We start from the raw sequence: 14,921 nt of genomic DNA, 5'->3' as shown, positions 1-14,921 counted from the left end.
ATTATTTGACCAATGTCATAAATACGGCATTGTCTATTTATGGAAATAGATTTCACTCACTATTTATTAAATTAATTTAATAATATTTAAAAGGTATCGTCACTTGAAACTTTTGACTATTTTACTCATTAACTTCTTAGCCGTGTTAATTATTACATCATTTCTTGTTTTCATTGGAAAAATCCTGGTAGTTATCTTTGGTAATTAATTGATATGGGATCATAACGCTACTTTCCACTTTCTGCCCAGAGACTAATTTGATTGCAGCGTCAACCGCACCTTCCCCCTGGCCTTTGGCATCCTGAAAAATACTCACATTAAGATCGCCTTTTTTAATAAACTCAATAGCATCAGGCGTGCCATCAATACCACCAATCAGCACACCTTTTTTCTTAGCTTGTTTTAAAGCAAGAATTGCACCGATCGCCATTTCATCATTATTCGAAGCAATCGCATCAATTTGCTGACCAGAAAGAATCCAATCTGTGGTGACATCAACTGCTTCTTTGCGGAAGAATTTTGCTGTTTGTTTATCAATAATATGGATTTCGGGATACTGAGCAGCTACTTTCTCTACGCCTCGAGTTCTATCGCGGGTAGCCTCACTGGAAAGTTCTCCCATTAAAATCATAACATTACCCTTCCCTCCCATCAGTTTAGCTAATTCCTCCATCTGTAAACGTCCAGCAAGTTCAGAGTCAGAACCTACATAGGCCATCCTTGCCGGCAACGTCGCCTCAGGCCGACGATTGACAAAAACCAGTGGGATTTTTGCCTGCTCAGCCAATTTGATCATCGATTTCACCCCTTGCGTATCCACTGGGTTCAAAATGATGGCATCGACACCTTGGCTGACAAAGTTTTCTACCTGCTGGATTTGCTGTGCAATATCACCTTTTGCATCTTCAAATTGACCAGAAACGTTACCCTCTTCGTTCATTTTATTTTGCATTGCCTGGCGTAAGATTGTCAGAAAATTGTCGTCAAAATAGGCCATTGACACACCAATTTTTAGGTCTTTTGCATAAGCACCCAATGGCAGCATACAGATAGCAAGCGAGGCGATAATGATTTTTTTCAGCTTCATATTTTTACCCTTCAATAGTGGTATTGCATTAACATCTCAGAGCCTGCTTTATGAAAGGTATTTTTTATAATTACCTAACGCACCGCAGTGTATACATAAGGATTATCGGCACTTATAATGCGATTTAAGTGAATCCAATCGCTTAAACCCCGACAATAATCTCATAAAAAACTTAAATAACAATAAGTTATAACATTTTATCGCTTATCTTTTTTCACACATTCGTTTTTTCAAATTTTTATTTCATAATTAAGATTATTGAAATATTTACAACCAAACAACCGAAATGTGTGTTTTGTATCGAGCAAACAACAAAAATATGACATGGATCTAACAAATGCTCATGATTTGAGCGCTTCATAAGATTAAAAGACAGTGAACTCAGCGATAAAAGTAGCTCGGACGAAAAATATTGATAAAAACATGAAGGGGCAGCAGGCCAACGATTTTATGCCTGCGATTTAAAATAGCAGGCATAATTTAATTATAAGGATCAGGGAGTCCTATTTTTATAGCGGCTTAGTTGATAGCAAATACCGATTAGGGTTCACAACTAGCGTACTGGAATTAAATCCACCCACAGCACATGACCCACAGCAGACAATGGTTGTAATTGTCCACCTTTACTCGCCGGTAGCCACCAGCAACCTTGTTGAGCCGCCAACTGATGGGTTTCCGTATGACAAATCAACCACTTGCCTTTGACGACATAGACCAGTCCACCGTGGGAGGCGGGTAACTCATATTCAGAATCAATTGCTGTTACTTTCGCCAGCCAGCACCCTCTGCGTGTCATGATATTAAAATCCTGGCAGGCTCCCCCCAATAACCTTGAATGGACAGCGGTATCCCCAGGGAAAGCGAAAGGCAGCAATGGGTGTGAAAGAGTATGCTCCCCTAATTCCGGGCCGGATAGCACCATCCCCTCGCCAGATAGCAATGTGATCGAGCGATCGATATCAGGAAATAAAGAAAACGGGCCATCCTGTTCAATAGTGGCGATGCTGGCACGCCAGGCAAAATCATCGCCACCAACCGGCCAACATGCGATTTCACGCGTTTCTCCACCACCATTTCGCCAGCGGCTAATGGGCAAGCTGGCGAAATCAAAAACAGTAAAGTTCATCAGACCTCCTGTTGGCAGGTTTTCAGTACGGCCAGAAAATCCTGTGCCGCTTGCTGTTGCATTGGATGATATCTATCCACGATTACCGCTCTACCTGCTACATAAACATCTCGAATTTGCGATTTCCCCCCCGCAAATAACCAACGATTTAGTAACGAAGCAGATTCAGTGCCTGCAATGTAAGGATCCGCGCCATCTAGCACCAACCAGTCAGCACGATATCCTACAGCGAGTTGACTGATCATAGTGCCACAAGCCTGCCGCCCACCGGCTAGTGCTTGCTTATATAGCAAATCAGCCACTGCGGGTTGTTGCTCGCTGGTTAGGCGATTGCGCCGCTGGTCTCGCAGACGCTGCCCGTATTCCAGCCAGCGTAGCTCTTCCACTACATCCAGTGAAACGTGACTATCTGAACCTATTCCCCAGTGCCCTTCATGCTGCAAGTAATCAACCGCAGGGAAAATCCCATCCCCCAAATTGGCTTCTGTTGTTGGGCACAATCCAGCAACAGCCTGACTGTTTGCCAGTGACACCAGCTCTGATTTATCCAGATGCGTGGCATGGACCAGGCACCAGCGGCTGTCGACAGGTAAATTATCATACAGCCATGCAACCGGGCGTTGCCCACTCCACGCCAGACAATCCATGACCTCTTTTTGTTGTTCGGCAATGTGGATGTGAATCGGCAACTGTTTATCTGATACCTGCAAAATCTCCTGCATTTGGCTTAGCTCAACAGCACGCAATGAGTGAAAACATAAACCTTGATTTTGTAGCGGTTGATTAGCCAATTGTTTGCTAATGACTCGCTGCTGCTCAAGATAGCTTTCAGTATTTTGAATAAAGCGCCGCTGGCCTTGTTGGGCTGGTTGAGCGCCAAAACCAGCATAGCTGTAAAGCACAGGCAATAAGGTCATTCCAATCCCTGCCTGCTCGGCGGCCTGACTCAACTGTGCCGTCATTTCACCAGGGTCGCCATAAGGAGAACCCTCAGGGCTATGATGCAAATAGTGGAATTCTGCCACTTGGGTGTAGCCACCTTTTAACATTTCGATATACAACTGGCGGGCAATGATACCAATGTGTTCCGGTGTCAATTGTTGCACCAAACGGTACATCAGGTCACGCCAGGTCCAGAAGCTATCTTGCGGATCACCGGCAACCTCCGCTAATCCAGACATCATGCGCTGAAAAGCATGTGAGTGTAGATTGGGCATACCAGGTACTATCGGGCCGGATAAAACCTGGCAATTCTCGCTACTGCTGCCACTCGAAATATGTTGAATAAACCCCAGTTCATCAACGGAGATCTGCACATCTGTAGCCCATCCATCAGGTAGAAAAGCACGTTTGGTAAAATAAACTGGCATCGCGATATCTCCATGTTTTGTTCAGAGTCAAACGCGCCAAGCCACAGCCGCGTCAATTAATTAAACCGCCCACTTGTATATACATATACACACGCTGAATTCAACCGTAGAATTAACCTATAACAGTGTTATTTGACGAGGTTAACGCCGTGGCGGAACAACAAACGGTTTTACAATTGAGTGCAGCAATGGGTGACATCCCTGCACCAATTTACCAACGGGTTAAGCTGGCGATCATCCGCCAAATCAGAACCGGAACCTGGCAACCCCACCAGCGTGTACCCTCCGAAAGTGAGCTGGTCGCAGAACTGGGTGTCAGCCGTATGACCATCAATCGGGCATTGCGTGAATTAACCAGTGAAGGTTTCCTTATTCGTATGCAAGGCGTGGGCACTTTTGTTGCAGAAGCCAAAGCGCACAGTGCGTTACTTGAAGTTCATAATATCGCTGATGAAATTACTGCTCGTGGTCATCGCCATAATTGTAAAATCCTCCAACTGCAAGCCCGTGCTGCTACCTCTGAAGAAGCGGTAGCCTTAGGTATTCAACCCGGTCAGCTATTGTTCTATTCACAAATTGTTCATTACGAAAATGACTTCCCAGTTCAGGTTGAAAACCGCTGTGTAAACCCAACCACCGCACCCGATTACATAAAACAGGATTTCAACCAAATAACCCCATACAGCTACCTAACTCAAGTCGCGCCACTCACTGAAGGGGAGCATATTGTCGAGGCAATTATGCCCACACCAACTGAACGCCAGTTACTGCAACTGGATGGACACGAACCTTGCCTGTTGATCCGCCGCCGAACCTGGTACGGGAAAGCGGTAGTCACAGCCGCACAATTACTCTACCCCGGCTCCCGCTATCAGCTCTATGGCCGTTTTACCCCACAAGGTACCGTCACGTCCTGATCAATTTTTTTTCTCTGCGAGAACTGCGAAGTGTTACGCAATTGTTTAAATCGCTATCTTGCCGATAGTGAATTTATGCGCTAGGTTGTCCATGATTGTATATACAACCTAATTTCGAGATATCCGATCTAAGTGGCATTGTAGTAACAAGTGCCGTTTACAGGATATGCCCGTGGAGGAGTGAAATGGTGTCAATGATTCACTGTGACAGCCTGTGGTACGGTGCCGATATCGTGACTATGCAGGGTGGGAAGTACCACCTGATCCCGCAAGGGGCTATGGCAGTTACTGGTGGCAAAATAGTTTGGATTGGGCCATATGCAGAATTACCGCCGATCACAACCAGCCACGAAGTAGTCTATAAAGGTGGCTTGATCACACCAGGTCTGATTGATTGCCATACCCATTTGGTGTTTGGCGGTGACCGCAGTGCTGAATTTGAGCAACGCCTGAACGGGGTGAGTTATGCAGAAATAGCAGCAAATGGCGGTGGTATTATTTCGACCGTCAGAGCTACTCGGGCCGCAAGCGAACAACAATTACTAGAGCAAGCGCTATTTCGCCTGAGATCTCTGCTAGCTGAAGGCGTGACCTGTATTGAAATTAAATCCGGTTACGGGCTTAGTTTGGAAAGTGAGATAAAAATGCTCCGGGTTGCCCGTAAACTGGGTGAAATATTACCTATTACCATTAAAACCACCTGTCTGGCCGCTCATGCCTTACCCCCTGAGTTTACGGGCCGTCCTGATGATTATATTGACTATGTTTGTAGCACTATTATTCCACAAGTCGCTGTAGAAGGTTTAGCGGATGCAGTCGATGCTTTTTGTGAGCATTTGGCATTCTCACCAACTCAAGTTGAGCGCGTATTTTTAGCTGCGCAAAAAGCAGGTTTACCCATCAAATTACATGCAGAGCAGCTTTCTTCTCTCAATGGCGGCACCCTGGCTGCTAAGTTTGGTGCCTTGTCTGCCGACCATTTAGAATACGCGACTGAATCTGATGTTAAAGCCATGAGTCAGGCGGGTACGGTGGCAGTTTTACTGCCGGGTGCCTATTACTTGTTGCGTGAAACACAATGCCCTCCAGTTGAGATGTTTCGCCGATATGGCGTACCAATGGCCTTAGCCAGTGATGCCAATCCGGGAACATCCCCGGCACTCTCCCTGCGTTTAATGCTTAATATGGCTTGCACATTATTCCGTATGACACCCGAAGAGGCGCTGGCAGGTGTTACTTGCCATGCAGCACAGGCGCTTGGCGTGCAACAGAGCCAAGGCACACTGGAAACCGGTAAATTAGCAAACTGGGTTCATTGGCCATTATCGCGCCCTGCCGAACTGGCATATTGGTTGGGAGGGCAACTGCCTGCCGCTGTTGTATTTCAAGGAGAAACTCGCTCATGAATCTAACTGAGTCTTTGCGTTTTCAGGCGGGTAAATTACCGCTATTGATCAGCATTCCACACGCAGGAACATGGCTGACACCGGCAGTTGAGGCTGGGTTGACTGCGGCTGCTCGCCCATTGTCTGATACTGACTGGCATATTCCTCACCTTTATGACTTTGCCCACGACATGGGGGCCAGCATATTAATCGGTAACTATTCCCGTCTGGTGGTTGACCTTAACCGCCCTGACGATGACCAGCCACTTTATACGACAGCTACCACCGGTCTATTCCCTGAAACTCTGTTTGATGGCCAGCCTTGCTTTATGTCAGGTAAAACACCATCACCGCAAGAACGCCAATCCTACCTAATGCAGATCTGGCGTCCCTACCATCAACAACTTCAGCGAGAACTGGAACGGCTTAGAGCTAAATTTGGCTATGCGTTACTGCTAGATGCTCATTCGATTGCTTCAGTTATACCGAGATTGTTTGAGGGGAAATTGCCAGATTTGAATTTTGGGACGAACAGTGGTGCCAGTTGCAGCCCATCGTTAAGCAAACAACTAATAGAATGCTGCGAGCACCAATCCACATTCAGTCATATATTAAATGGCCGCTTTAAAGGCGGATATATAACTAGAGCGTATGGTTTACCACAGGACCATCAACACGCGGTGCAACTTGAGTTATCACAGTTAAACTATATGTCTGAGACAGAGCCATACACCTATCAACCAGAACGAGCAGCTCGCTTACAGCAGCTACTCCAGCCGTTGGTTGATACAATGCTGAAATGGGGTGAACAACAGTATCACCGCTGATTTATAGTCATACTTTTTGATTCAACTTCTGAATGTGTTAAATACAAAAAAGCGGGGTTCCCCCGCCCTTTAACTCACCTATTTCCGACACAGAAAAGGGCAATACTCACGGCTCAAATTAGATTAGAAACGGTAAGTCAGGTTCACTGCTACAACGTCATCAGTGCTTAAGCCCAATGGATTTTTGTCTTCATCCAGCAGGTTAATCTGGTAGTCAACATAGGTGAACATGTTCTTGTTGAAGTAGTAAGTCACACCGATTTCAGCATATTTCAGCAAGTCTGCATCACCCACAACAGCCAGGTCCTTACCTTTAGATTGGACATAAGCAATGGACGGGCGAATACCATTTTCAAACTGATACTGTGCTACCAACTCTACGTTCTGAGTTTTATTGGCAATCAGTGCCTTGTATGGCGTCATGTTCAACGTTTCACCGTACATTGCTGCGATATAAACCTGGTTTGCATCGTATTTCAGCGCAGTAGCCCAAGCCTGGGCCTTATCGCCACTCGCACTGTTAGCCAGATTTTTTTGGCCCAAGGTACGGTTGGATGAAGAGTAAGCGCCTGCGAAGCCAATACCGCTGCCTTCGATGTCTTGATAATCAACAGATAAACCGAAACCATCACCGTTAGCTTTCTGAATTGCACGCTCATTCTGAGTGGTATCACCGTCGTCATTACGACCCTGATACTGAGCTGCAACATTCAGGCCTTTTACCAGACCGAAGAAGTCAGAGTTACGGTATGTTGCCAGACCGGTAGAACGGCCCGTCATATAGTTATCGGTATAAACGATTGTGTCACCACCGAATTCTGGCAGCATATCAGTATAAGCCAGCGCGTCATAAACTACGCCATAGTTACGGCCATAATCGAAAGAACCAAATTCAGCAAATTTCAGACCCGCAAAACCCAAACGGGTTTTATTGCCTTTATCACCCTGAGATTCCGCATTTTTGGCGGCAACATTATATTCCCACTGACCGAAACCAGTCAGTTGGCTATTGATTTGTGTTTCCCCTTTAAAACCAAAACGGACATAAGTATCGTCTGCGTTATTATGGTTTGAGAAAAGGTACTTGGCGGCTACGCGACCATAAAGATCCAGTTTGTTGCCATCTTTATTATAAATCTCGGCTGCATTTGAGAGAGTAGGAACGATACTCAAGGCGACCGCCAGGGCCAGCATACTGCGCTTCATCATTATTTTTCCTTTGAATTTTAATAAAACCAACCCACCGGGCTAAATTAATTTTTTAGCCTCTTAAAAGTTAATTTTTAATTTTTTATAGTAACCTGTCTTGTAAAGCGAAGAGACATTATCATTAAGCACAAAAAGTTAAAATGGTAAAAACATAGAAACATCGGCATAGACAGGTAATAGTTTGTAACAAAATGTTTTTCAGTGAACTTTCCACAACATGCTGATTATAAGTAGTTTTATATTGAATATGATGACCAACATGGTGCGCGCGCACTTTTTTGGTGCAAAGTCATTTCATTTTGTTTCTTTTTTACCCTGTTACGTCGTTAGATTTGTAAATTGCAGTGAATATCATAGTTCTATTTTATTTTCTCCATAACAAAAGTAATCAAATGACTATTAAGAATGCAAAACACCTCTTCTTTTTAGTGCAACAACAAATGATGACATTCATAAAATAGGCTAATAAGATTATTAGATGTGTGGGATTGCCACAAAAAACAGAGCACACCTCCATTAATATAAAGATTTTTATACTTCATCAGATAAGATAGTCTTAATTTTAATGAACGAAAAATGAGCCATTATTGCTAATGACTCATTTTAGTGTCTATTTATGTGATTTATCACTTTAGATTTAGCTTAAGTCGCTCCACCGAGCTGGATATTACCCTGCGTAACTATATGCACGAATATTTATAAACCAAACTTACTTATGCCGTAGGTAATTCACTTTCATCCATTTGCACCAACATGATCCCTGCACGCAATCCTAAAGCTACCTTCGGGTTTGGAAACAAAATCCACTCATTCTCATGTTGAACCCGATAATACTCATTGGGTTGTTCGGTAAGCAATGTTCCTTGTGGGAAACGAGTAAAATTCACAAGGTCATCGGCGACTCGCAAGGTAAAATCAGAATGCTGCTTAAGTAATGATTTCACCACCCGATAAAAAAGCATCGTCTCAGTGGTACGAGCAGGCAGCTCTTCACCACTTACCAGTGTACGTAAACCACGGGAAACGCCATTGAAGTTTGAAAGTTGATTTTCGCCAAACGGCAACGCCTTTCCTAACTCTAAAGTGCAACTGGCCGCCTGATAGCATTCGCTGCTGAAATGAGCAAATGTACCGCCTGCCGAGGTATGCATAACCAGAGCCTCCAGCTCAATATCTCGTAACCAACGGACCATTGCCGCCGAATAGGGCGTCTGCTGATAAGGTAATAAGGCAAAACGGGTATGGTTAGAGCCACGAATCGCCGTATGCAGGTCATAATGCAGCCGCGCTGTTTGGTGCCCGGTAAGAAAAAATGCACTGATGACTTTTTCAAGTTCCTCAACTCTTTGTGTTTCATTATCTGACGGATAATTTTGGTAGCGGCCACCAAACATCCGGTTGATATCGTTATTGATATAGCGCTTTCCTGCGATGATCGCCGCAGGATTACCTAATAGCACTAACAAGCGGACGGCCAAGGGTAATTCCCGCTAAATAAGTCAGTAACCAATTGATTTAAAATCTCAATTGGTGCTGTTTCATTGCCATGAATACCAGCAGAAATCACTATTGATTGGCTATAATCGCGGTGTGGCGTCAATATCAACATGCCTTCACCCAGCCACTGCCAATGCAGAGTGTCTGTTTTGCCTTGTACGATTTGCGGTGGCTCACCAGACAGTGTTACTGCTAGAAAATCCAGCATTAGCGCCCCTTCTCTCTCTTCAGTGGTTTAGGCTTCATCCAGCACTAATCGCGTTGGAACGGGTATACCGAGCCAAGGTTAAGTATGCGCGTCAGCTGATCCAACGCCTGCCGCCCTTCCTGTAACAATTGTGGATCGGCTAAATCTTTAAATTGCAGGTGGTCACGATAATATTGATCGACCCAATTATTTAACGTAACAAACAGGGCCGGAGTCATCATTACTCTACTGTTGACCGCCTGCAATTCCGTATCATTCAAGGCAACCCGCAAACGTAAACAGGCAGGCCCGCCGCCGTTACGCATACTCTCACGCAAATCAAACACCCGAACTTCATCAATCACGCTGCCACTGCTGATAAGTTCGGACAGATAGCGCCATACCCTGGGGTTTTCTTGCGACTCCTGAGGAATAACCAACAACATTTTGCCATTAGGTTTAGTTAATAATTGGCTGTTAAACAGATAGGTCGATACTGCGTCAGCTACTGACACCTGAGCTTCTGGCACTTCAATGGTGACAAATTGTTGCTCCAAACGAGCCATCTTACGGCGAATATCATCCATAACATGCATGTCAGGTACGAATGCATGTTGATGGTGAAATAACACATTCTGATTACTGACCGCGATGACATCATTATGAAAGACACCGTGATCAATTACCGTGGGGTTTTGTTGCACAAAGACGGTGCGCTCAGGCGCTAACTGATGCAATCGTGCCACCGCCTGGCTAGCTTCCAGCGTTTGTCTGGCCGGGTATCGACTGGGCATTGCGCCACCGTCTAACCCTTTGCGACCGTAAACAAACACCTGAATACCGGGGTTCCCGTACTCCCCGCCAAGGCGATTGTGATTAGCAGCACCTTCGTCACCAAACAACTCCACCGAGGGCAGCGCAGCGTGGTGAACAAAATGACGAGGGTTGCTAAACACCCCTTTTAGCAATGCTGACGTGTTATCTGCCTCAATTGCCCGGTGAAATTTATTATTCAGATTAGCCACTGTAAAGTGCACTTGACCATCAGCGCTGTCAGCAGAGGGTGATACCGTCGCCGCATTGGCGGTCCACATTGATGAAGCCGAACTGACCGCTGATAACAGGCGCGGTGATTGGCGGGCAACCTGACTTAAAACCTGCTCATCAGAGCCACTGAAACCCAACTGACGCAACACGCTGATTGCTGGCCGCTCTTGTGGTGGTAGCACACCTTGCTTATAACCCAAATCAGCCAGCGCTTTCATCTTAAGCAAGCCCTGCTTTGCTGCCAAACGGGGGTTGGAAACGCTATTTTGGTGCGTGGTGGAGGCCTCGTTACCAAAAGATAAACCCGCGTAGTGATGTGTCAGCCCGACCAGTCCATCAAAGTTAACTTCATGTCCCGCCATCATATTCTCCGTTCACGGCTCAGTGGCTATTGGTTGAATCAGTCGCTGGCAAATCAAAACAAATACCGGGTGATAATGTTGTCGGCAGTATCAAGCTTTCACTCTCCAGCGAAGCCATCGGCCATGCACAATAGTCGGCAGCATAAAATGCACTTGGGCGATGATTACCCGATGCACCGACACCACCAAAAGGTGCAGCACTGGATGCCCCAGTCAGTGGTTTGTTCCAGTTTACAATCCCTGCACGCGCCTCCAGCAATAGTTGTTCAAACTGCTGACGATCCTCAGAAACCAGGCCAATGGCTAAGCCAAAGCGGGTCTGATTAGCTATTTTCAGTGCTTCGGCAAAATCTGTATAGCGGATGACACTGACCAATGGACCAAAATACTCTTCATCAGGCACATTATTGATACCCGTGATATCAATAATCCCAGGTGTGAGTACCGCACTTTGACTATCGGGCCGGGTCATGGTCAGTAACGGGTGACTCCCCAACTCAATCAGATGTTGTTGAGCCGCCAACATTTTATCTGCTGCCTGAGCGGAAATAACCGCCCCCATAAAGGGTGCGGGTTGCATATCCCAGCGGCCAATACGCAGCGCTTTGGCGACGGCCACAAAACGTTGTAGAAATGCATCCCCCTCCGCACCAGATTTCACTAACAACCGACGCGAACAGGTACATCGCTGCCCGGCAGAGATAAACGCGGATTGAATCGCAAGATTAACGGCGGCGTCAGTGTCTTTCACTTGCTCTACGATCAAGGCGTTGTTACCCCCCATTTCCAACGCCAGGATTTTTTCCGGCTGCCCCGCCAATTGACGGTGCAAGTGGTAGCCGGTATTGGCACTGCCGGTAAACAATAGGCCATCAATATCCTGCTGAGCGGCCAGCGCCTCACCGGTATCACGCCCCCCCTGCACCAAATTAAGTACCCCATCAGGGATACCGGCTTGCTGCCACAATTTGACTGTTTCTTCTGCCGTCACCGGCGTCAGTTCACTAGGTTTGAATACCACGGTGTTGCCCGCCAGCAAGGCAGGAACGATGTGACCATTGGGCAAGTGACCGGGGAAGTTATATGGGCCAAAAACGGCCAGGACACCATGTGGACGGTGACGCAGCACAGAGAGATCCCCGCCCATCGGGGTTTGGCTGCTGCCAGTCCGAATTTGGTAAGCCTGCAATGAAATGGCTACTTTACCTATCATCGCCTGTACTTCGGTCAACGTTTCCCAATGCGGCTTACTGGTTTCCAGGCTGATGGTACGTGCCAGTTGCTGTTTATGTTGTTCGAGCAAGGCGGCAAAACGTTGTATTACCGCAACTCGCTGCTCCAGCGGGGTACGTGCCCAGTGAGGGAAAGCTGTTCGTGCCGCCTGACAGGCAGCGGCGACATCTTGCTGATCCGCAGCACGGGCTTGCCATAATAGTTGCTGATCCATAGGATCATGCTTATCGAAAGACGCACCTTTACCTGTACGCCATTCACCTTGAATAAACAGAGCTGGGTGGGTCATTTCTTTGTCTCCGGAGCAAACAGGCTGACGATACGAACTGAGTCGCCGGCGGCAACACCCAGTGCGGCGGCATTTTCAGAGCTTAAATGCAGTAAATCGTCGGATAGATGAGTATCAATTAATATTGCGCGGAAATCTTGGTAACGGTCGTTAGTGACCAAATAGGCCGTACCGTTTGGGTCAATATCGATATCCTCAATAGCCACCGTCCGTTTACTGCAATCACGCACCGCCCGCACTTCATCAGTATTGGCTTCCAGTGTTGGCCCGCCGTCAAAAATATCGACATAGCCTTGATATTGCAGACCTTCTGTTTCCAGCACCGCGCGGGCCGGTGCGGTGTGAGGATGGACCTGTCCTATCACGGCACGGGCCTCTTCTGCCAGAAAATCCACATACAGCGGATGTTTAGGCATTAATTCGGCAATAAACGCTTTTTGCCCCGTGCCACTGAGATAATCTGCTTTTGCAAACTCAATCGAAAAGAAATGACGACCGACATTTTCCCAAAACGGTGAGCGGCCATTATCATCAGTAAATCCACGCATTTCCGCGATCACTTTGCGCGAAAAGTATTGGCGGAAAGCAGCCATAAACAGAAAGCGAACTTTCGACAGGAACGGGCCATTCTTCTCTTTCCGATACTCGGGATCGAGGAACAACGTACACAGTTCGCTGTAACCGGTGTGGTCATTACTTAGAAACAAGGTGGGAACAGATTTATACACATTAAGCGTTTTCGAGGCGTGTACCAGCGTGCCGACCCGGAAGTTATACCAAGGATCGTTCATACCAACAGCCACTTCAATCGCGCTGACGCCGACCACTTTTTGCCGTTCGCTATCTTCCAATACGAACAGATACCCCTGCTCGCCCGGTGCCAATGCGCCTTGCCAGGTATTTAATGCACGCTCTATTCTGGCCGCGAGGTGCTGCTCATTTTGTGGCAGTGAAGTCATGCCAACGCCTGTTTTCCCAGCCAGTTCAAGGATATCGGCCAGATCTCTGCGTTCTACCGGGCGAACTATCATCATAGTCAAAGTCCCTTGCTTACTGCATAAAATTACGACTGAGTCTTGCGACAAACCTGTTCAATACCCAGAGCAAGTCGGGCCAAACCCTCTTTAATATCGTGTTGGGAAATAATCAACGATGGCGCAAAACGCACGACATCAGGGCCAGCAATCAACGCGATTAGCCCGTGCTGTGCTGCCGCCTGAACAATCTTTTTCGCTTTACCGGCATAATCGCTATTGAGCGCGCAGCCAATCAGCAAGCCACGTCCGCGAATTTCAGCAAAAACCTTGTACCGCGCATTAATTTCTGCCAATCCATCCAAGAACCACTGATTACGATCTTTAACGCCCGCTAATAGCGCGGGTTGATTAATCAATGACAAAACCGTTCCCGCCACTGCACAGGCTAAGGGGTTGCCGCCATAGGTGGTGCCGTGGCTACCGACATTGAGCGCGCTGGCATATTTTGTCGTGGTCAGCATCGCCGCAATCGGGAAACCACCGCCAAGCGCTTTAGCACTGGTTAGCACATCCGGCGTAACGCCATAGTGCATATAGGCATAAAGCGCTCCGGTACGGCCCATCCCGGTTTGCACTTCATCAAAAATCAGTAACGCATGATGGCGGTCACAAAGCGCTCGCAAACCATGCAGGAACTCTCTTTCAGCCGGTAACACGCCGCCTTCGCCCTGAATTGGCTCGACAATCACCGCACAGGTTTGGTCATTAATAAGCGCTTGTGCCGAGGACAAATCGTTGAAAATGCCGTGGCTGATACCACCGGGTAACGGCGCGAAATCTTGCGAATACTTAGGCTGCCCGCCGGCGGAAACCGTAAACAGCGTCCGGCCATGAAATGCATTTCTAAAAGCAACAATCTGATTCTTTTCACCCGGCTGACCCGGTTTATTGGCAAAATTATCCAATGCATACTTACGTGCCAGTTTCAGTGCGGCTTCATTAGCCTCAGCCCCGGAGTTGCAGAAGAAAACCTTTTCCGCAAAAGTGGCATCAATCAATTGCTTCGCCAAACGCAATACCGGTTCATTGGTATAACCATTACCGAGATGCCACACCTTATCTGCCTGTTCAATCAGCGTGGCTTTTACGGCCGGGTGCCCATGCCCCAAGGCATTCACCGCAATACCACCGGCAAAGTCGATATATGATTTTCCTTGCTGATCCCACAGCGTCGAGCCTTCACCACGAACGATGATGAAATCTGCCGGTGCATACGTTGGGACGATCCACTCGTCAAAAGATTGTCGGGTGACCGGAATTGGCTGTTCCATATTGACCTCTTTAATCAGCGTAAATATTAGGTTTAGAGACTTATCATCAGCACCAACCAAAAACTCCAACAAAAAGC

11 protein-coding genes and 1 pseudogene are annotated in these 14,921 nt (G+C 46.9%); 3 read left to right on the top strand and 9 right to left on the bottom strand.

The genetic code is table 11. The annotated features are described in order from the left end of the window. Positions 1 to 157: 157 nt before the first annotated feature. The 3 genes from YALDO0001_RS00315 to YALDO0001_RS00305 all read right to left on the bottom strand — a co-directional run bounded on the left by YALDO0001_RS00315 (position 158) and on the right by YALDO0001_RS00305 (position 3,583). Complete coding sequence (locus tag YALDO0001_RS00315; protein ID WP_004698903.1) at positions 158 to 1,087, bottom strand: sugar ABC transporter substrate-binding protein; 930 nt, start codon at positions 1,085 to 1,087, stop codon at positions 158 to 160. Positions 1,088 to 1,640: 553 nt separating this feature from the next. Further along, a complete protein-coding gene (locus YALDO0001_RS00310; protein WP_042839170.1) occupies positions 1,641 to 2,213 on the bottom strand; it encodes a HutD/Ves family protein in 573 nt (190 codons plus the stop codon). Further along, positions 2,213 to 3,583, bottom strand: coding sequence for a formimidoylglutamate deiminase (locus YALDO0001_RS00305; RefSeq protein WP_042839169.1), 1,371 nt, complete (start codon positions 3,581 to 3,583; stop codon positions 2,213 to 2,215). Before YALDO0001_RS00305 ends, YALDO0001_RS00310 begins: the two co-directional genes overlap by 1 nt. Before the next feature lie 149 nt (positions 3,584 to 3,732). Here YALDO0001_RS00305 and hutC point away from each other — a divergent pair, with 149 nt between their 5' ends. The 3 genes from hutC to hutG all read left to right on the top strand — a co-directional run bounded on the left by hutC (position 3,733) and on the right by hutG (position 6,712). Continuing rightward, positions 3,733 to 4,500 (top strand): histidine utilization transcriptional repressor HutC, encoded by a 768-nt coding sequence (gene hutC, locus YALDO0001_RS00300; protein ID WP_042839168.1) that lies wholly within the window; start codon positions 3,733 to 3,735, stop codon positions 4,498 to 4,500. Between the two features lie 185 nt (positions 4,501 to 4,685). Beyond that, a complete protein-coding gene (gene hutI, locus YALDO0001_RS00295) occupies positions 4,686 to 5,906 on the top strand; it encodes an imidazolonepropionase (RefSeq protein WP_042839167.1) in 1,221 nt (406 codons plus the stop codon). Beyond that, positions 5,903 to 6,712 (top strand): N-formylglutamate deformylase, encoded by an 810-nt coding sequence (gene hutG, locus YALDO0001_RS00290; RefSeq protein ID WP_042839166.1) that lies wholly within the window; start codon positions 5,903 to 5,905, stop codon positions 6,710 to 6,712. The genes hutI and hutG overlap by 4 nt, the downstream gene beginning before the upstream one ends. A gap of 123 nt (positions 6,713 to 6,835) precedes the next feature. Here the strand turns inward: hutG and YALDO0001_RS00285 are convergent, their stop codons facing one another. The 6 genes and pseudogenes from YALDO0001_RS00285 to YALDO0001_RS00260 all read right to left on the bottom strand — a co-directional run bounded on the left by YALDO0001_RS00285 (position 6,836) and on the right by YALDO0001_RS00260 (position 14,844). After that, entirely contained in the window at positions 6,836 to 7,921 is a 1,086-nt protein-coding gene (locus tag YALDO0001_RS00285) for a porin (RefSeq protein ID WP_042839165.1), read from the bottom strand. A gap of 713 nt (positions 7,922 to 8,634) precedes the next feature. After that, positions 8,635 to 9,626 (bottom strand): annotated as a pseudogene (gene astE / locus YALDO0001_RS00280) (succinylglutamate desuccinylase). 44 nt (positions 9,627 to 9,670) lie between these two features. Next, complete coding sequence (gene astB / locus YALDO0001_RS00275; RefSeq protein WP_042839164.1) at positions 9,671 to 11,014, bottom strand: N-succinylarginine dihydrolase; 1,344 nt, start codon at positions 11,012 to 11,014, stop codon at positions 9,671 to 9,673. Positions 11,015 to 11,033: 19 nt separating this feature from the next. Continuing rightward, positions 11,034 to 12,536, bottom strand: a complete 1,503-nt coding sequence (gene astD / locus YALDO0001_RS00270) for a succinylglutamate-semialdehyde dehydrogenase (RefSeq protein WP_042839163.1) — start codon at positions 12,534 to 12,536, stop codon at positions 11,034 to 11,036. Further along, a complete protein-coding gene (astA, locus tag YALDO0001_RS00265; protein WP_004698882.1) occupies positions 12,533 to 13,570 on the bottom strand; it encodes an arginine N-succinyltransferase in 1,038 nt (345 codons plus the stop codon). The genes astD and astA overlap by 4 nt, the downstream gene beginning before the upstream one ends. A 29-nt stretch (positions 13,571 to 13,599) precedes the next feature. Continuing rightward, complete coding sequence (locus tag YALDO0001_RS00260) at positions 13,600 to 14,844, bottom strand: aspartate aminotransferase family protein (protein WP_042839211.1); 1,245 nt, start codon at positions 14,842 to 14,844, stop codon at positions 13,600 to 13,602. Positions 14,845 to 14,921 lie beyond the last annotated feature (77 nt).

It is taken from the genome of Yersinia aldovae ATCC 35236, from assembly GCF_000173735.1.
Classification (GTDB): domain Bacteria; phylum Pseudomonadota; class Gammaproteobacteria; order Enterobacterales; family Enterobacteriaceae; genus Yersinia; species Yersinia aldovae.
The sequence above is the reverse complement of the archived record's forward strand: the minus strand, read 5'-3'. Positions and strand labels throughout refer to the sequence as shown.